General features: G+C 55.3%; 19 protein-coding genes, 1 tRNA gene and 1 pseudogene. 14 read left to right on the top strand and 7 right to left on the bottom strand.

All coding sequences use genetic code 11. From position 1 onward, the window contains the following. Positions 1-107: 107 nt before the first annotated feature. On the top strand, positions 108-776 hold the full coding sequence (locus ACR0AD_RS04575; protein WP_480480825.1) for a Crp/Fnr family transcriptional regulator: 669 nt from the start codon (positions 108-110) through the stop codon (positions 774-776). Positions 777-875: 99 nt separating this feature from the next. Here ACR0AD_RS04575 and ACR0AD_RS04570 read toward each other — a convergent pair whose 3' ends face one another. Continuing rightward, entirely contained in the window at positions 876-1,964 is a 1,089-nt protein-coding gene (locus ACR0AD_RS04570; RefSeq protein ID WP_480480827.1) for an AI-2E family transporter, read from the bottom strand. Positions 1,965-2,135: 171 nt separating this feature from the next. On the opposite strand from ACR0AD_RS04570, the gene ACR0AD_RS04565 reads away from it, so the two are divergent. The 3 genes from ACR0AD_RS04565 to ACR0AD_RS04555 all read left to right on the top strand — a co-directional run bounded on the left by ACR0AD_RS04565 (position 2,136) and on the right by ACR0AD_RS04555 (position 5,179). Further along, the gene (locus ACR0AD_RS04565; RefSeq protein ID WP_480472895.1) at positions 2,136-3,002 is read left to right on the top strand and encodes a YihY/virulence factor BrkB family protein; all 867 of its coding nucleotides are present in this window, start codon (positions 2,136-2,138) and stop codon (positions 3,000-3,002) included. Next, the gene (locus ACR0AD_RS04560; RefSeq protein ID WP_480480829.1) at positions 2,999-4,900 is read left to right on the top strand and encodes a multiheme c-type cytochrome; all 1,902 of its coding nucleotides are present in this window, start codon (positions 2,999-3,001) and stop codon (positions 4,898-4,900) included. The genes ACR0AD_RS04565 and ACR0AD_RS04560 overlap by 4 nt, the downstream gene beginning before the upstream one ends. A gap of 87 nt (positions 4,901-4,987) precedes the next feature. After that, positions 4,988-5,179, top strand: a complete 192-nt coding sequence (locus ACR0AD_RS04555) for a hypothetical protein (RefSeq protein ID WP_480480831.1) — start codon at positions 4,988-4,990, stop codon at positions 5,177-5,179. A gap of 2 nt (positions 5,180-5,181) precedes the next feature. Here ACR0AD_RS04555 and ACR0AD_RS04550 read toward each other — a convergent pair whose 3' ends face one another. Beyond that, on the bottom strand, positions 5,182-5,898 hold the full coding sequence (locus ACR0AD_RS04550; protein WP_267365935.1) for an RlmE family RNA methyltransferase: 717 nt from the start codon (positions 5,896-5,898) through the stop codon (positions 5,182-5,184). Continuing rightward, positions 5,898-7,010, bottom strand: a complete 1,113-nt coding sequence (locus tag ACR0AD_RS04545; RefSeq protein ID WP_267365936.1) for a Ppx/GppA phosphatase family protein — start codon at positions 7,008-7,010, stop codon at positions 5,898-5,900. The genes ACR0AD_RS04550 and ACR0AD_RS04545 overlap by 1 nt, the downstream gene beginning before the upstream one ends. A gap of 178 nt (positions 7,011-7,188) precedes the next feature. Here ACR0AD_RS04545 and ACR0AD_RS04540 point away from each other — a divergent pair, with 178 nt between their 5' ends. The 6 genes from ACR0AD_RS04540 to ACR0AD_RS04515 all read left to right on the top strand — a co-directional run bounded on the left by ACR0AD_RS04540 (position 7,189) and on the right by ACR0AD_RS04515 (position 12,735). Then, on the top strand, positions 7,189-9,075 hold the full coding sequence (locus tag ACR0AD_RS04540; RefSeq protein WP_480480835.1) for a PhoX family protein: 1,887 nt from the start codon (positions 7,189-7,191) through the stop codon (positions 9,073-9,075). Positions 9,076-9,324: 249 nt separating this feature from the next. Further along, positions 9,325-9,621 carry a virulence factor gene (locus ACR0AD_RS04535; RefSeq protein WP_209503861.1) on the top strand — a complete coding sequence of 99 codons (297 nt, stop codon included), beginning with the start codon at positions 9,325-9,327 and terminating at the stop codon, positions 9,619-9,621. A gap of 25 nt (positions 9,622-9,646) precedes the next feature. Next, a complete protein-coding gene (locus tag ACR0AD_RS04530; protein ID WP_267365938.1) occupies positions 9,647-10,573 on the top strand; it encodes a methylenetetrahydrofolate reductase in 927 nt (308 codons plus the stop codon). Positions 10,574-10,582: 9 nt separating this feature from the next. After that, positions 10,583-11,638 (top strand): methyltetrahydrofolate cobalamin methyltransferase, encoded by a 1,056-nt coding sequence (locus ACR0AD_RS04525; RefSeq protein WP_267365939.1) that lies wholly within the window; start codon positions 10,583-10,585, stop codon positions 11,636-11,638. A gap of 126 nt (positions 11,639-11,764) precedes the next feature. Next, on the top strand, positions 11,765-12,592 hold the full coding sequence (locus ACR0AD_RS04520) for a polyphosphate kinase 2 family protein (protein ID WP_480485569.1): 828 nt from the start codon (positions 11,765-11,767) through the stop codon (positions 12,590-12,592). 69 nt (positions 12,593-12,661) lie between these two features. Next, positions 12,662-12,735, top strand: a tRNA-Gly gene (locus tag ACR0AD_RS04515). A 239-nt stretch (positions 12,736-12,974) separates the two neighbouring features. Here the strand turns inward: ACR0AD_RS04515 and ACR0AD_RS04510 are convergent. After that, on the bottom strand, positions 12,975-13,286 hold the full coding sequence (locus ACR0AD_RS04510) for a helix-turn-helix domain-containing protein (protein ID WP_480485570.1): 312 nt from the start codon (positions 13,284-13,286) through the stop codon (positions 12,975-12,977). 455 nt (positions 13,287-13,741) lie between these two features. Between ACR0AD_RS04510 and ACR0AD_RS04505 the strand changes: the two genes are divergently transcribed. After that, positions 13,742-14,689, top strand: a complete 948-nt coding sequence (locus ACR0AD_RS04505; RefSeq protein WP_480485572.1) for a terminase small subunit — start codon at positions 13,742-13,744, stop codon at positions 14,687-14,689. Positions 14,690-15,134: 445 nt separating this feature from the next. On the opposite strand, the pseudogene ACR0AD_RS04500 reads toward ACR0AD_RS04505, so the two are convergent. Together ACR0AD_RS04500 and ACR0AD_RS04495 are read right to left on the bottom strand one after the other, a co-directional pair. Continuing rightward, a pseudogene (locus tag ACR0AD_RS04500) lies at positions 15,135-15,245 on the bottom strand (GDCCVxC domain-containing (seleno)protein); the annotation flags it as partial. Positions 15,246-15,357: 112 nt separating this feature from the next. Then, complete coding sequence (locus ACR0AD_RS04495) at positions 15,358-15,681, bottom strand: hypothetical protein (RefSeq protein WP_170499188.1); 324 nt, start codon at positions 15,679-15,681, stop codon at positions 15,358-15,360. Between the two features lie 98 nt (positions 15,682-15,779). On the opposite strand from ACR0AD_RS04495, the gene ACR0AD_RS04490 reads away from it, so the two are divergent. From ACR0AD_RS04490 to ACR0AD_RS04480, 3 genes are all read left to right on the top strand, one after another. After that, positions 15,780-16,169, top strand: a complete 390-nt coding sequence (locus tag ACR0AD_RS04490; RefSeq protein WP_480485574.1) for a MerR family transcriptional regulator — start codon at positions 15,780-15,782, stop codon at positions 16,167-16,169. A gap of 504 nt (positions 16,170-16,673) precedes the next feature. Beyond that, positions 16,674-16,880, top strand: a complete 207-nt coding sequence (locus tag ACR0AD_RS04485; protein WP_170430361.1) for a cold-shock protein — start codon at positions 16,674-16,676, stop codon at positions 16,878-16,880. A 72-nt stretch (positions 16,881-16,952) separates the two neighbouring features. Further along, positions 16,953-17,966 (top strand): fatty acid desaturase, encoded by a 1,014-nt coding sequence (locus ACR0AD_RS04480; protein ID WP_480485576.1) that lies wholly within the window; start codon positions 16,953-16,955, stop codon positions 17,964-17,966. Here ACR0AD_RS04480 and ACR0AD_RS04475 read toward each other — a convergent pair. Continuing rightward, the gene (locus ACR0AD_RS04475; RefSeq protein WP_480484944.1) at positions 17,958-18,206 is read right to left on the bottom strand and encodes a ParB N-terminal domain-containing protein; all 249 of its coding nucleotides are present in this window, start codon (positions 18,204-18,206) and stop codon (positions 17,958-17,960) included. The two genes, ACR0AD_RS04480 and ACR0AD_RS04475, sit on opposite strands and share 9 nt — an antisense overlap. Position 18,207 lies beyond the last annotated feature (1 nt).

Genomic DNA, 18,207 nt, shown 5'->3' with positions numbered 1-18,207 from the left:
ATATTGAAAATCTTTGGTAGCAGGAATCGAACACCATTAGCATAGGTTACTTCTTGCGTCGGAAACTCATCATATGATTATATCGCAAAGTACAAATGTGAGACAAAATGAATAATCTGAAGCTATTACGAAACACCGGATGGTTCAGTGAACGCTCGTCAGAGTTTCAGGCCGATTTGGCAGCCCTTGGCATACCGAAATCGGTAGAGGCGGGAGAGACGCTGTACCACTACGGTGATCCGGCAAATGGAATCTACGCGATTCTCAGCGGTGGTGTGCAGATAACGGCCCCAGCGGACGATGGTCAGGAGTTCGTTTTGCACCGCGATGGCGCTGGGTTCTGGATCGGCGATCTTGCGTTGTTTGCTGGTGCACTGCGTCTGGTCAGTGTTGTCACGACGCAAGCCACTCAAGCCTTGTTTTTCCCTAACCTGAGCATCTCGCGGTTGATTCAGAACAATCCTGACTACATCCGGGATTTCTATGCGTTGACGCATGAGAATATGCGGACCGCTTTGCGCATCATGGCAAATCTGGCTGTGACGGGAACGGAGAAGCGGCTGGTCTTGAGGTTGCTTCACTTGGACGAAGGGACCTCGAAAACCGAAGGCTGGATTGATGTTTCGCAAGACGATCTGGCAGCGATGATTGCTGTATCGCAGCCGACTTTGCACAGGAACCTTCACCGGCTTGTGGATTTGGGGTTAATCGAACTGGGGTATGGCCGGGTTCGACTGCTGGATCGGGGCGCATTGATAGCCAGTTGTCAGACCTGAGGTTTCGGGTAGCGACACCGGCATGCGGTTCAATATACGCGGACAGGCTGGCCGCTGTGTACGGTACCCGACGAACTTAAGCCTACGCCACGCCGTGGTTCAGTTTTTCGCACGCGCCTGACTGTCCTCCTCGCCCAATTGGCCGTCCAGAGACATCATGATTGCGACCGGGCGTAAAGCAGGGATGTGGCTGAACACGATCAGGATGCAGACCGTCAGTGGCACGCTCAGGAAAGCACCGATCAGGCCCCAGACAGTTGTCCAAAAGGTCAATGCCAGAATAACTAGGAATGTCGACATGTTCAGCGAACGTCCCAGCATGGCCGGATCAAGGAAGTTACCGATCAGGAATTGAAGGGTGCCGCACCCAAATAAGATAATCAAAAACGGAACGATCGTATCAAACTGAACAAGCGCGATCATGGCTGGGAAAAACACCGCTATGATCGACCCGATCGAGGGTATGAAGTTCAGAGCAAAGGTCAAAACGGCCCAGGTTTCCGCATATTCCAAGCCAAGAACCCTGAATACAAAATAGCTGATGCCCGCTGTGATCAGGCTGATCAGCGTCTTTACCCCAACATATCGTTGCAGGCTGATCGATATGGCATCAAGCATGGTCGCAAAATCTGCGCCGGTTTGGGGGTCACCAGCCGCAAGTTGAATTTTCTTGCGAAAGGCCAGACGCTCGGCCATCAGGAACGCGACATAGAGGCTGATCAGAAAGAACTGGTTTAGCAGGGACGTAGCGCTGCCCAGCAACAGGCGTGCGACATAGGTCATGTCGATGCTGACCAGATTGTCGCGGATGAAAGTGGTGACATCGTTGCCGACAAGACCGGTTATGCGCTCAACCGCCCCGTCGAACTGGTTTTCGTAGGTGCTGACGGACCGAGCAAACTGCGTTGCCTGACTGCCCAGCACGTACATGATCATGAACAATCCCACCAGAACCACGGTCACTCCGGCGATATTGGCCAACCAGACCGGAGCACGGGTCAGCGCGGTAACGCGGTCGCTCAGCGCAATGATCAGAACGTTGACCAGCAGCGCCATGGCAAGAGGGATCAGGAAGTTCGCCCCCGCATAAAGCCCCAACACTATCAGCGTCGCGATAATGCAGGTGTCGCGGACAACAGACAGTTTTAGCCTGGGGCGAGCCGTGAAATCTTCCTGATCCGGGATCATTCAGTATCCTGTTTATCTGTTCTTACGCAGGCTGGTGATCGCCCCGCTTTTTCCAATCCTGCACCTGCAATCCGTTTTTAGCAATGCAGTCAGCCGTTTGCAGATCGGCATTTGTCACTTTGATACCGATGACGGGTTCTGTGTTTTATTTCGGCAGGTTAGGGTTGCAGGATGACAAAGCCCACGATTCCCCCGTTTGGCCGCCCGCTTCAGGCACTGTGGCTGGCACTTCGCCGGTTCGTCAGGAAAAACGGACCTGTCATGAGCAGCCACGTCGCCATGTCGCTGATGATGGCCCTGTTTCCCTTTGTGTTGTTCACCGTGGCGCTGGCCGGGGCATTGTCGCAGGACTATGTCACTGATGAGTTGATTGATCTGCTGTTCGGGGCATGGCCCAAGGATGTTGCGGACCCTATCGTGGCCGAATTGCGTGCCGTTCTGGCCGGGGCAGGGTCGGGTGTGATTACGCTGGGTGGCTTACTTGCGATCTACTTTGCCTCCAACGGGGTTGCCGCAGTTCGCGCTGCGATGAATCAGGCCTATCACGATCAGGACAGTTGGCCTTTTTGGAAGACCCGGCTTTTGTGTCTGGTTCTGGTTATCCTTGGCGGTTCGGCAATCCTTGTTATTGCAACGGTCGAGGTGGTCTTGCCGGTCTACACGAAACTGGTGGCAGAGCATACCGAAGCTCCGGTAGCGGACTGGCTGTCCGTAGATCGCCTGCGGTGGACGTTTACCGTGGCCGTTCCGGCAGGCACCGTCCTGCTGGCTCATCTAATCCTGCCAACCCGCAGGCACAGCCTGACCCAGATCCTGCCCGGCGTCATACTGACATTGGTTTTGTGGGCAGCTGGCGGATGGGCATTTTCAGTCTATATCAGCCAGTTCGCCACCTACAGTGCCACATATGCGGGTTTGGCCGGGGCAATGGCTGCGCTGATCTTCCTGTATCTGTGTTCTGCGATGCTGATCCTTGGCGCTGAATACAACGGCGCATTAATCGACCTTCGGAACGCCGCTGAAGGAGATATGGCATGAGATTTGCCATTCTGGCGGCTTGCTTAACCCTCGCAAGTGAAGGGCAGGCGCAGTCACTGGAATATGTCGGGTCGGATCAATGTTCGGACTGCCATCAACGCGAGGCCGAGGCATGGGCTTCGTCTCATCATGCCTTGGCCTGGACGGAAGTTGGCGACGGCCATCTGGTCGCCGATTTCGATGGAACCCGGTTCGTGCAGAACGGGATGACGGTTGAATTCACTAAACAGGCAGACAGGTTCACAGCTCGTGTAACTGAAAAAGACGGTGCGACGACGGCATATGATGTGCATTCCGTCGTTGGGATTACGCCTCTGCAACAATTTCTGTTTGAAACCGAACCGGGGCGGTTGCAAAGTTTTGATGTGGTCTGGGATACCGAGCAGAAGCGCTGGTATCACTTATACCCCGATCAGGATCTGCCGCCAGAAGACGGGCTGCACTGGACGGGCCCTTACAAGAACTGGAACGCGCGCTGCGCCGAATGTCACGCCACAGGGTTTGAAAAGAACTACGACGCGCAATCCAGAACATACTCTTCCCGACAGGCTGAGATTGGAGTTGGCTGCGAAGCTTGCCATGGACCGGGGTCGGCACATATCGATTGGACCAAAGGGCAGGGCGTTGCCGGGGGTCTGAGTGATAGAGGCTTTTCGATGAGCTGGGGCAAGGGCCAGACCGAGGCCGAGATCCAGCAATGCGCCGGATGTCATTCGCGGCGCGAGGCGCACGGCAACGGAAATCCTTTGCCGGGAACCCCGTATCATGATGCCTATAACCTGGCTGTGTTGCGGCCCGGTTCGTATCATCCGGACGGGCAAATACTTGATGAGGTCTACGTTTACGGCTCATTCCTGCAATCCAAAATGTATGCCCGAGGGGTCGGGTGTATGAACTGCCACGAGCCACACAGCGCGCAGTTGAAGGCCGAAGGCAACGGTATTTGCACGCAATGTCATTCCACGGCCGCAAACCCTGAATTCCCGACGCTAGCGAAACAGGAATACGATACCCCCAGTCACCATCATCACGTTATGGATAGCGCGGGTGCCCAGTGCAAAAGCTGCCACATGATCGAACGCACTTATATGGGAGTGGACGGTCGCCGGGATCACAGCTTTCGCGTGCCGCGACCGGATTTGGGATTAGGGGCTGATGCCTGCACTGATTGCCACCAGAATAAGGATCAGGTCTGGGCTGCCAGCCGGATCAAAGGGTGGTTTCCTGACACAGCCAATCGGGGCGCACATTTTGGTACGGTATTCAAAGCTGCTGCCGATGGTCAGTTGAATACGCCAGAGGGTTTGATTTCTGTCGCAACGGATCCCTCGCAACCCGCTATCGTGCGCGCAACAGCGGCGTATTTGCTGCAACCTTTTGGCTCGCCCGAAGTTGCCGCGCGCACAGCGCCACTGTTGCAGGAAGACGATCCGCTGATACGCGCAAATGCAGCAGCCTTGCAGCGTCAGGCGAGCCCTACGGATCGTGCGCAAAGGTTAGAGCCACTTTTGTCTGATCCTTTTCGCAACGTTCGCATTGCCGCCGCCAAGGAGTATCTGAGTATCCCTCCTCAAGCTCTGACGCCTCAGCAACAGGGTCTGGCCGGGCAGGGTATGGCCGAGTGGCAGGCGGCGATCTCGAACAGGCTGGATGCCCCTGAAACGCATCTGGTTCTGGGGGGCATGGCGTTGACGCTGCGCAACGCCCCGGCCGCCGAACGGGCCTTTCGCGAGGTTGTCGCGCTGGACCCTCAGCGCGCCGAAGCGTGGCCCATGGTGGTACAGCTGGCTCAGATCAACAGCGGCCCGGAAGCCGCACGTATCGCCTTACGCGAAGCCTTGATCAGGTTGCCCGATGACCCGGCCTTGCTGCAATTGTTGCAACAACTGGGCCCCTGATCCGGCACAGGCTTGCCCGATTTGTTCCATCTTCACGGCAAGATTTTACGCTAACAGCATTTCAGAACTGTTGTATTGAGGTGATGCATGTCCACTGAGTCAACAAGACAGAAAGCAACCGGGCCGAACCCTGCTACGCTGGCGCAGCGCATTGAAGAGCTGCGCAATCGCGAGCCTGTATATGTTTCGCACGGGGATACTCTGATGTTGCAGGGTATGGCGGCCACGTCGTTGCGTGAACAACGTCTGACCGGAAACCGTATCCGTTTGGAAGATTAAGTTCAGCCGCGAAACCCGGTTGCTATAACGAATTTCTCGGAGCTGTCCGAACGGGATGCGGGCGGTTTCACATGCGCCACTTTCTGAAATTTCTGCTTCAGAAGTTTTTGCAAATCGCCCTCGGCGCCGCCAGCAAGAACCTTGGCTACAAATGTGCCACCTTCTTCCAGCACGTCAAAGGCGAAATGGGCCGCAGTTTCACACAGCGCGATGATCCGCAGATGGTCGGTCTGCTTGTGGCCCGAGGACGCTGCGGCCATGTCCGACATTACAACATCCGCCTTGCCACCCAGCCAGTCCTTGACCTTCTGGTCGGCGTCATCCTCCATGAAGTCCAGCACATGGGTATCGGCACCCGCAACCGGTTCGACTTCCTGTAAGTCGATGCCCAGCACCGTTCCGATCCGTTTCCCCGATTTTTCACCAAGCGCGTTTACCCGTTTGACTGCAACCTGGCACCAGCCACCGGGTGCGCATCCCAGATCAACAACCCGTGCTCCGGGTACGAGAAAGCGGAACTTGTCGTCAAGTTCCATGATCTTATACGCGGCCCGCCCACGGTATCCTTCGGTCTGGGCGCGCTTGACATACGGGTCGTTCAATTGCCGTTCGAGCCAGCGGGTCGAACTCAGCTTGCGACCACGAGCGGTTTTTACCTTTACCTTCAGGTCACGTTGCCCGCGCCCCGAGTTGTTTTTGCCAGTTGGTGTCTTCGCCATCAGAACGGTCCGTCTTCCAGTACCCCGTCCGCGCTCATCTGTGCATAAAGCAGGCCCTCGCGCAGCCCCCGATCTGCCACGGAAAGGCGATCAGTGGGCCAACAGCGCAACAATGCCTGCAAAATGGCCGAGCCGGACATGATCAGGGCCTGCCGGTCTTCCCCAATCCGAGGATCCCGGCGGCGCCCATGAGGGCCGAGTTCTAAATACCCGCGTATCACTTTGTCAATCTGGTCACTGGTCATACGCAGCCCGTCAACTTTGGTCCGGTCATACCGCTTGAGCCCCAGATGCGATGCCGCAACCGTAGTGACAGTTCCGCTGGTGCCGACGATCTGAAAACCTTCACGGGTTTGTTCATCTTTGTAAGGTGCGAAATCGGCCAGGTTTTCTTCGAAAAACCAGCTCATTAACGCAAACCGCGCGGCGTCGTTTTCGACGTCATTGAACTGATCCCGCAACGTGGCAACACCCAGCGGCACGCTGATCCAGTCCACGACTTTTGCAGCCGGAAAAGGGCTGTCGACCGTGTGAAATCCGTTATGCAAACGCATGATCGCAGCCGGGCGGTCACGGCGAGGGACAGACGAAATGTCGATCCAGACCAGCTCGGTCGAACCGCCGCCAATATCGACAACCAACAGCTGTTCGGTCTTGGTGGACACCAGCGGGGCGCAGGAAATCACCGCCAAACGGGCTTCTTCTTCGGGTTGGATGATTTCAAGCGTCAGCCCGGTTTCGCGTTTGACCTGTCGGATGAATTCGCGGGAATTCTTGGCGCGGCGGCAGGCCTCGGTTGCGATCAGACGCATCCGTTTCACTTTGTTCCGTTTCAGCTTTTGCTGACAGATTCGCAGCGCTTGAACGGTGCGTGCCATCGACGCCCGCGACAGACGTCCGGTGCGTTCCAGACCCGCGCCCAGCTGCACGGACTTGGAGAAGCTGTCAACCACATGAAACCCGCTGCCCTTGGGCTGGGCTATCAACATGCGGCAACTATTTGTTCCCAAATCCAGAGCCGCATACAGGGCATCCGGATCGGGTCTTGCCGGCGCGGGGCTTTCGACCGCTTGCGGGAACGCGCCCGCACCTTTGGGACGCTTGGGCGCCATCGTAACGCCCTCCGATTTTCGAGTTGATTTGACCCTAGGCGGCGCATCGCCGACGTGCAAGCGATTTCCATTTCGAATTTAGTCTGGATGTCACACGCCGTTCATACTGAGGTGCGATTTGAACTTTGATCCCGGTTGAGGGATTCTTGATCGCAATTAGCCGCAGACGGAGCCTGCCATGAAAGATGAACGTGTCCTGACCTTTGACGAATTCGATGAAGTGGTGAATCCGCGCCCAGAGGTATGTGAGTTTGACCGCGTCGTTGAGCGTGCCTTATCACGTCGTGGGTTTCTGGGCGGCGTATTGGCGATGGGAAGTTTCACGGCGTTGGGTGGGGCGCTGCTTCCGACTGGTGTACGTGCAGCCGCAGATCGCTTTGCGTTCGAGGCGATTCCGGCGTCAACTGCCGATGACGTCATCGTGCCGCCGGGCTACCAGGCCGAGGTGATGGTGCGCTGGGGTGATCCGCTTTGGTCTGATGCGCCCGAATTCGATCCGGCCACCCGTGGAACTGCCGCCAGTCAGGAACGTGCATTCGGTGATAACACCGACGGTCAGGATGTGTTTCTGCACGAGGGTCACGTTCTGCTGGTCGTAAACAACGAATACACCAATCGCGATATCCTTTGGGGAAACAACCCGGACGCCAAGGCCGCCTCGGATGACGATGTTGCCAAAGGCATGATGGCGCATGGTGTGACGGTGGTCGAGATTGCAGCTACCGATGGCAAGTGGGGCATTGTTAAGGATAGCCCGTATAACCGCCGCATCACGCCGCAGACAGACATGTCACTGACGGGCCCTGCCGCGGGCCATGATCTGTTGAAAACTGCCGCTGATCCGACAGGCACCACCTCTAAGGGCACCTGGAACAACTGTGGCAACGGCATGACCCCATGGGGGACGTATTTGGCCTGTGAAGAGAATTTCAACGGCTACTTCTCGGCTGAAGACGAAAACCATGAAGTCAGCGCCGAACTTCAGCGCTATGGCGTTTCGTCCAAAGACTGGGGATACGGATGGGCCGGAATTGACGAGCGTTTCGATGTCTCGAAAAACCCCAACGAGCCGAACCGCGCAGGCTATGTTGTCGAAATCGACCCAACCGATCCGGCCTCGACGCCTCGCAAGCTGACCGCGCTTGGTCGGTTCAAGCATGAAAACGCCGAGGCCATTGTGAACAATGACGGTCGCGTCGTCGTCTACATGGGCGATGATGAACGGGGCGAGTTCCTGTATCGCTTCGTCTCGGAAGGTGTTTATGCCGCTGGTGTGGATACGAATGCGCTGCTTGAGAACGGTACGTTGTCGGTTGCAAAGTTCAACGACGACGGGACTGGTGAGTGGCTGGACCTGACCCCCGAAACAACTGGTATGACGTCGCAGGCCGAAATCTGCATCCATACGCGACAGGCAGCGTCGGCCGTGGGCGCGACCACTATGGATCGCCCGGAATGGGTTGCGGCCAATCCGAACGCGCCCGAGGTCTATTGCTGCCTGACCAACAACAAGAACCGCGGTGTGAAACCGAATGCCGGTGGCGACGACACTTCGGTCAACGGGCCGAATCCGCGCGAGGCGAACAAGTACGGTCAGATCGTGCGCTGGCGTCCTGAAGGCGGAGACCATGGCGCATCGGGGTTCGGATGGGACCTGTATGTACTGGCCGGAAACCCGACCGTGCATCAGGATGCGTATGGCGGTTCGGACAATGTCAACGCCGACAATATGTTCAACTCGCCCGATGGGCTGAAGTTTGACAGCAACGGCCTGCTGTGGATCCAGACCGACGGCAAATACAGCAACGAGGGCGACTTCGAAGGGCAGGGGAATAACCAGATGCTGGCAGGCGACCCTGTTACCGGTGAAATCCGTCGTTTTCTGGTTGGCCCGAACGAGTGTGAGATCACTGGGCTCAGCTGGTCGCCGGATCGCCGCACCATGTTTGTTGGTATTCAGCACCCCGGTGAAGACGGCAACAGCCACTGGCCCGACGGTGGTAGCTCGGTTCCACGTTCAGCCATCATTGCGGTTACTCGTCAAGACGGCGGGCTGGTCGGTTAACCCTGGCAAGACGCGCTGAATCAAGCTTCGGGCGGGTCATGCCGTCCGGGGCTTTTTGTTCATTATGCAGCGCTCTCATAGTGACAATGAGAATTTTGGTATGCGTTTTCGCCGCGAGACGGGTTAAAACCCCGCCACGCCACCGTGGGCGAAAACGTCGCTTGAAAAGCGCCGGGTGTCGAAAACCGACCGACCCATCCCCACATTGAAGTTTAGAACCGGCCCATCGGGTTAGGAGGAATCACAGTAATGCCTGACGTCACCATCGTGTATTGGCGCGACATTCCCGCTCAGGTCATCGTCGGCAAAGGCCGTCGCGGCGCGAAGCGGCAATTGGAAGAACGGTTCGAGCAAGCCATCGACCGCGCCGCCATGAAGGTAAACGCCAAGGACAGTGATGCCTATCTGGCCGAATGGCGCAAGGCCGAGCCTTTTGCGGTTGATGGCGACCCGGCAGAAGTAGCCGAGGCCGAGGCCCTGCGTCTGGAAAAGGAATACGATCAGGACCGCATTAAAGCGCTGATCGCAAATGACGGTTGGGCATAAGCCCGGATCTTAATGGGAGGCCTCAATGGCTTTGCTGAACTTCAAGAAACGTGATGTGGTCGAAAACAGCCCTGTGAACCCGACCGTCGAAGCCTTCCTGCAAGGCTATTCGATCGAGGTCATGCCGCGGACCGCCGAAAAGGTCGAGGATTTCCGCGCGCTGCTGCCCGAAGGCACACGCGTTTACATTGCCCATATCGAAGGTACCCCGATTGAAGATATGGTCAAGACAGCCAAGCGGATTGCAGCCGAAGGCTATCCTGTCATGCCCCACTTCCCGGCGCGGATCATCAAGGATGCGGCGACGTTGGAAAACTGGATCTCGATGTACCAGGGCGAGGCGGGCGTCGAACAGGCGCTGTTGCTGGCCGGTGGCGTGACAAAGCCGCATGGCGATTTCGACAGTTCCATGCAGCTGATGGAAACCGGTCTGTTCGACAAGGCAGGGTTCAAACGTCTTCATGTTGCCGGTCACCCCGAGGGGAACAAGGATATCGATCCCGATGGGTCCACCAAGAATGTCGATGACGCCCTGCGCTGGAAACAGAAATTCAACGAGACCACGGATGCCGAGATGGCGCTGGCAACCCAGTTTGCCTTCGATGCCAAACCGATCATCGCCTGGGCAGATAGTCTGAAAGAGGCGGGTATCGACCTGCCCATCCACATCGGTATCGCCGGTCCGGCCAAATTGCAGACCCTTATCAAGTTCGCAATTGCCTGCGGCGTCGGCCCGTCGCTGAAAGTTCTGCAAAAGCGCGCCATGGATGTGTCGAAGCTTCTGCTGCCCTATGAGCCGAATGATGTTGTGACTGAATTGGCCAACCACAAGGCGGCCAACCCGGATTTCAACATCACCAACGTGCACTTCTTCCCGCTGGGCGGGATCAAAACCAACGCCAACTGGGCGATCAATAATGGCGGCGCCTCGGCGCAGCCTGCAAACTCCTAAGGAACGGACATGACCCGTACAGTCGTAGAATCAAAAACAAAAACCGCCGTTCTGGGCTTTGACGAACCGTTCTGCGTGATCGGCGAGCGGATCAACCCGACCGGTCGGAAAAAGCTGGCGGCCGAACTGGAAGCAGGCGATTTCTCGACGGTTGAGAAAGATGCGCTGGCACAGGTGATGGCGGGCGCAACCGTTCTGGATATCAATGCGGGCGTCGTCTACAACTCGAACCCAAACCCGAACGAGACCGAACCGCCGCTTATGCGCAAGATCGTTGAGCTGGTGCAGGGTCTGGTTGAAGTTCCGCTGTGTATCGACTCGTCGGTTCCCGGTGCTCTGGAAGCGGGTCTTGAGGCGGCGGAAGGTCGCCCGCTGCTGAACTCGGTCACAGGTGAGGAAGAGCGTCTGGAACTGGTTCTGCCGCTGGTCAAAAAATACAATGTTCCTGTTGTGGCAATCTCGAACGACGACACAGGCATCTCGGAAGACCCCGATGTCCGTTTCGAAGTGGCCAAAAAGATCGTTGAACGTGCCGCTGATTTCGGCATCCCTGCGCACGACATCGTTGTTGATCCGCTGGTCATGCCGATCGGTGCGATGGCAACTGCCGGTCAGCAGGTGTTTGCTCTGGTCCGTCGCCTGCGCGAGGAGCTGGGCGTTAACACCACCTGTGGCGCGTCCAACATCTCGTTCGGTCTGCCGAACCGCCACGGCATCAACAATGCCTTCCTGCCGATGGCAATGGGTGCCGGCATGACCTCGGCGATCATGAACCCGGTGGCTCTGCCGGTGACGCAGGCAAAAATTGCCGAGAAAAAAGAAGCCGTTGCCGCAGCTGGCATCATTCTGCCCGAAGGCATGGATGACGAGACGTTCGTTCAGATGTTTGGCCTGGGCTCCACCAAGCCGCGCGCCGGTAAGGAGATGGAGGCCATCCGCGCCGCCAACCTGCTGACCAACAACGACCCGCATGGTGGGGAGTGGATCAGGTTCAACAAATCACCTGACGAGGCCGGTGGCGCAGCCGGTGGTCGTCGCGGCGGTGGCCGTCGTCGCCGCGCCTGATTGCATCAACAAAGACAGCTAAGGCCGGGCACTGTGCCCGGCCTTTTTCGTTTGACCCTGATCAATGTCGATTTTGCGCAAGGGTTCAGGATATCCTGATCCGGGACGCAACGATCAGGTGGCACCATGCGTAAACATCACCCCCCGAAACTCTCAGAAGCGGATCTGACCAAGCGGTTGAGCAAAAAGGAGTATTTCGAGCAACTGATTGATCTTCAGGCCAAGCTGGCCAGGATTCAACAAGCGTATCTGTTTCACGGGCTCAAGGGTGTGCTGGTGTTCGAGGGTTGGGATGCGGCAGGCAAGGGGGGAACCATTCGCAGGATCAGCCAGGCTCTGGACCCGCGCAGCTTTAAGGTCTGGCCAATTGGGGCGCCCCGGAACTACTACCTCAACCGGCATTACCTGCTGCGGTTTTGGGAACGTTTGCCACCGTCCGGAGCAATATCCGCATTCGACCGCAGCTGGTACGGGCGCGTGTTGGTCGAGAGGATCGAGAACCTGACCCCGGAAATACGCTGGCGCGCTGCTTATCAGGAAATCAATGATTTCGAACGCATGCTGGTCGACGATGGTGCCCGGATCGTCAAGCTATTCTTCCACATCTCTGAAGATGAACAGATGCAGCGGTTTACTGAACGGCTGAGAAACCCGCTGAAGCGCTGGAAATTGACATACGAGGATTTCAGGAATCGCGAGAAATGGGATGATACCGAGATCGCCGTGGATGAAATGCTGGCCCGGACGTCGACCGATCTGGCACCGTGGCACGTGATACCGGCCAATAACAAAAGATACGCGCGCATCAGCGCCATGAAGGCCATTGTCAAAGCCTTTTCAGCCGGGGTCGATCTGAACCCGCAACATCTGGACAGCCGCACGCTTGAGGCGGCCATCCAGGCTTTGGATGTAGATGACTCGCTGATCGACAGTCTTCGTGCGCGGACCGAGTGACTTTTTCCGGGCAACCTGAAACGATCCGGCTTGCGTGTCAGGGAACTCTGGTTATATCTCAGGGGTGCGGCGGGTATGATGTAATGGTAGCCTGTCAGCTTCCCAAGCTGAACGCGCGGGTTCGATTCCCGCTACCCGCTCCAAAATTTTCACCTAAGTGCATGTAAATAATTGGAAATAAAAAGGGGCAACCTAAGCTGCCCCACATTCTGCCCCACATTTGAATTGTGATACCTGTCAATCAGGCGGCCTTTCCTTCGATCAGGCTTTCCAGATCAACGACCTTCACCAGATTGACGCCTGTGCCCCGGTGACTATCCGATTTGCCGTTTTTTTCGCTGCACATGATCGGTTGATCCGATTGGCATGGTGTGTAGAGCGTTCACTCTTTATCCAGGGCGGATCCCTTAGCTACTTTCGCCCATTCGAGCCAAGCTTTTCGCTGTTCGGGGGAAAGGGCACGGAACGCCTCGAGAAGAAGCACCTCTTCGTCTTTGTCAGGTGCGCTGAAATCTACAAGCTCAGTTGGCTCCACATCAAGGGCTGCGGCAATAATGGCCTGCTTCTTGGTGGTGAGTGGACGTGTTCCCTTTTCCAATTGCGCCAAATAAGAACGAGATAAGTCAACCTTCACTGCAAGTTCTTCCTGAGTAAGACCTTTGGCTTGGCGGATTTCTTTAATTCGTATTTTCATGATCGATCTTTGGAGCCATTTTGGAGCCCGCATTGGCGGTTTCTATCGGGTTTGATGTGCAGTGAACCGGATTTGCCTTTGAGCCTGCCAATTGGGCATTGTGGGTGGTTGCGTAGTACCGGTTGAGAGCTGCAGGTTCGATGAACATTTTTTGGGGATGATCCGTTTGATGAGTGCCATTTCCACTCTTTGCTGCATAGGTGGATCGCAAACTCAGGGCTAGAAGCTTTCTCGACCAATGACCTTTTCCATGTGCGTGTTCTCCTTGGCTTTATATCATTGGTAAACATGTCGCAAATTGCAACACCAAAGTGAACATGGTGCAAAATAATGTGCATCATCCGAATATTCGGGCGAGAAGTCAGGTCGGAAGTCAAAAAGGGGTCAGATAAATTATTGTAAATAATAAATAAAAATTCCTCTCGAAGTCAGGATGAAGTCAGGATGAAGTCAGGATGGAAGTCATTAAAGAAAGAAATAAACAAATACGTTGGTGGTGGTGGTGCGGTTTTGATGATCACAATTTGTTGCTTAATGCGGATTTAAAACCTAACCTGCTGGCAATCTTGAGGCGCAAGAGGCACCGCCCCGGAATGAGCAGCACGACCGACAATCCAGCCTTGGCAGATACCAGGTGGCTAGATCAGTTCGATCTAAACCCGCGTCAGCGGGCCTTTGTGCTTGCCTACCTTGCTGATCCGAACGCCACCGAGGCAGCGCGGGAAGCTGGATATAAGCAGCCTCACGTCCAAGGGCCGCGGTTGTTAAGCAATGTTAAGGTTGCCGCTGCCATCGCAGATGGCCGCAAACAGATCGAGAGCAAGGCCATGCTCGACGCAGAGGGCATTGTGAACCTCTGGACGCAAATCGCCCTCGCAGACCCCAACGAGCTAACCCAGCACATCATCGTGCCCTGCCGCTACTGCTACGGCATCGACCATCAGTACCAGTGGAAAACAGAACGGGAGTTCACCGAGCGTAAGGCCGAAGTGATCTTCTCGATGTTCCACGACGAGAAAGAGCGCGACGTTGCCATGTCTGGCGAAATCGTAGATCCGCGCATCCCTGACGACGCAGGCGGCTACGGTTATCGCCTCACAGACCCGCCAAACCCAGCCTGTCCCGAGTGTTCCGGCATGGGGACAGAAATCACCCGCATGGCCGACACCCGCAAGCTCAGTCCCGCTGCGCGCCTCCTGTTCGATGGCGTGAAGGAAACCAAGCGGGGCATTGAAATCAAGATGCAAGACCGCACCAAAGCACTTGAGAACATCGCCAAACACTTGGGCATGTTCGCGGGCAAGGTCGCCCCGGAAGAGGCAAGCCCGCTCGAACGCCTCGTTCAGCGCATGATGGGCGCAGGCAACGCAGTGCCTGTCAATTCCAGCAACGAAAGTGACTAATTGGCTAGTGCGCTCTCCATCGAAGGCCGTTGCTGGTGAAATGGATGGTACCGCTGAGAACCTTGCGGTTGTGGAGCCCAGCAACGCCGCGTAGTTTTCAAGGAAATGATATTGATGCGGTTGAGTCCCTCGTGGTCGAGCCAGAACGGTTGCGATATGGATAATCCTCCTGTCGCCCTTGAAACACGATGGCGCAGTTGAAGGAATCTGCCGAGTAATGACCGCTCAGCATGAGAACCTGTCATCCGATAGAAACCGTCTTATGACGGCTTAGAGCCCAACCTGTACCCTGGATTTTATTGCTGCATGCGCTTGTAGCAGTAACAACATTGCAACTGCCGAATATCTTGTGCGGCCAAGCAGCGGAAAGAACTGTCATTCATGCAAATAGCAGCGATGCTCGCGGCGGCAGTTCACAGTTTGCTCAACAAAGCCGTCCTTCACTTCATCCGCAACAGCTATCGCCTAGCTGAATTGGTGGACACGGGACCGTCGCATATGAACAGTAAACACAACAGTCGCCTTCCAACGGCTTCAAAACTGTTTTGCACGACTTGCATTCATAGAACTACTGGCAAGCATCCGTTGGCATTTGCTCGGTTTCACTGTGGCCGCACTTCGGGCAAATCAGGGTGCTTTCTAGGACTACAGTTTGTTTTGTCATAGTCTCACATCTGCATGATCAGGTAATCGTTAATCCGTGCCTCGTTAAACACAACGACCCAAGCCACGCCGGTGATTAGAGTTGTTCCTGCAAGCCGCCATTTTAACGTCGGTAAGGAACCGCGCCGATAAGATACCAGCCACGATATCGCGACGAGTGCCGTTGAAATCGTCAGCACATAGTAACTCGCTGCCGCAACCTTCCCAAAGATTGCCAACCAACTGCCGCCCAGCCCCAGTAACATCATCATCATGGGCAAAACGCAGCAAGTCGCGACGCCAAGCGCTGATAGCGATCCCAAATAGCTGAGGCTAAGGTACTTCTGCATTCTGTTTCCCTGATGGACTACGTCGCGCGGAGTTGTAGAGACAACAACCACTCGTTTAACTTCTGTAGCCACTACAGGATCAAGACAGGAAATCTCACATGTTTGCGATTGGGGAGGCATCCCGGCAAAGCGGTGTCGGAATTGAAACTATCCGCTACTACGAACGCGAAGGGATCGTGCCGAAACCAGAAAGGGCATCGAATAATCGACGCATGTACTCTGCGCACGATGTGGGACGGCTTTGTTTTCTAAGGAAGTGCCGAGACTTGGGTTTTGCGCTTGCCGATGCAAAGGTGCTTCTCAACCTGTCCGAAGGTGATAGCGAGGATTGCCAATCCGTTCAGGAACTGGCCGAGCTTCATATCTCCAATGTGCGTATGAAGATAATCGAACTTAAGCGATTGGAGGCCGCCCTGAATGAACTTACGGCCAACTGTAACATCGGTAACGTTTCTTGCCCGATGCTTACGCAGATACGGACCTACTAATGGCACTTTGAGGCTCGCAGTCGCCCTATGCCAACGCAGCATGACCCAAGATTCGGGCCGCGCAGAATCTACCGTTCGTTAGAGAGGTCAACTCGTTGATTTAGTAATGTTTCAATCAATCAACGAACATTTGTGCCTGGCCACGGTGTTCTTGAAGCACGCGGCGATTTCGGACAGTGAGCCCTACCTGCCGTGCCTGAGCAATCAGTTTGCTGCATACGCATTCGGCAGGTTTTATCAGAAGCCGACCTCTGATTTCCGAAACGCAGAGCAATGCGTTCTGCTTATCTTTGTCCCAAATTGGGCTAGGCAGACTCAGATCTTCTGTTGCTTTCCATTGTATCAAGGCTTGTATCGTGTGTACTCAAAGTCCATATACACAAGGCTTACGTTTTTCTTTTTCGACCTGCTGTCTCCCAAACTCGGCGTTCAGTCTTTCGATTCAGACCGACCACGCCGAGTCGCCGCAATAATGCGGGCGGCAAGTATTAGGAGACTTCCACCATGGCAAATGGCACAGTAAAATGGTTCAACTCGACCAAAGGTTTTGGCTTTATCGAGCCTGAAGATGGTAAGCGCGATGTGTTCGTGCATATCTCAGCACTTGAACGTTCCGGCATCAGCGAATTGAAAGACGGCCAGAAGGTCACTTTTGACGTCGAAGCTGGCCGTGACGGACGCGACAGCGCCGCCAATCTGGCACTGGCCTGACCTTTTACGGGCACCCTTATGGGGTGCCCGTTTGCACAATGGGCTGCTAAAAGCCCTTGGAGAAAAAGTCAGTTGCAACCTAAAGACTGGACGCGGGTGCTCGCGCAATACCGTGTTGCCGATGCAAAGCGCAGTATTTATGAAATTGCGATCACCGTTGTCCCCTTATTCGCGCTATGGGCTCTAGCGTGGATGGCTTTATATTTTAGTGTCTGGATCGCATTTTTACTGGCCGTCCTGAATGCCGCATTTCTGGTCCGTATCTTCATCATTATGCATGATTGCGGTCATGGATCTTTCTTTAGAAGTCGCACTGTTTGCAATTGGACCGGCCGGGTTCTGGGTGTTCTTGCCCTGACACCCTATGACGTTTGGCGGCAAAGCCATGCGATTCACCACGCTTCAACCGGTAACCTTGATCGGCGTGGTATGGGTGACATTCCTACATTGACCATTGAGGAATACCTGAAACGGAATTGGTTCGGGCGTGCCGCTTACAGGTTAATCCGGAACCCCTTCTTCCTGTTCTGTATCGTACCGGTGTACACGTTCTTTTTTCAAAATCGCTTGCCCTTTGGTTTCATGCGGTCAGGCTGGCTGTATTGGGCAAGTGCGATGGGAACAAACGCTGCAATTGCAGGGGTATTGGCCCTAGTTTTTTGGGCCGGAGGCATTGAGGTTTTAGCGTATGTTTTCCTACCAACCATGATTGTCGCATCATCGATTGGTATTTGGCTTTTCTATATTCAACACCAGTTTGAACACACGACCTGGGAACGGGAAGAGGGGTGGAACCTTCAGAACGCCGCATTCTATGGAAGTTCTCACTATGCCCTGCCAGGCATCCTGCGGTGGTTCTCTGCCAATATCGGTGTACACCATGTTCACCACCTTGCCAGCCGCATACCGTTTTATCGGCTAAACGAGGTTTTGCGTGACCATTCCGAGTTGGAAAATTGCCAGCGTATTACTCTATATGAGAGCCTTCATTGCGCACGATTGCATCTTTGGGATGAAGAAAGTCAGCGCCTGCTGACGTTTTCTCAGGCTTTGTCGAACGCCAATCCCAACAAGAGTCTAGTGTAATCGGGCGCGCACCAAAAAGGCTTCGACAGTATCACCGCCAAGGGCGCGAATGGCCTCTAGTCGGTGAAGGCCTTCAATCAGCACGAACCGCTTGTTGTCCGCACGTATCTGGATCGGCGTCTTCTGGCCATTCTTCAGGATATCTTCGGCCAGTGCCAGAACCTTTTGTTGATCAAGTGTTTTGGCCCGTTTCACAGGTACATAGATCAGGTCGAGCGGATATGGTTTTTTCTCCAACATA

The sequence above is a fragment of the Ruegeria sp. BH8 genome (assembly GCF_056538065.1).
The sequence above is the reverse complement of the archived record's forward strand: the minus strand, read 5'-3'. Positions and strand labels throughout refer to the sequence as shown.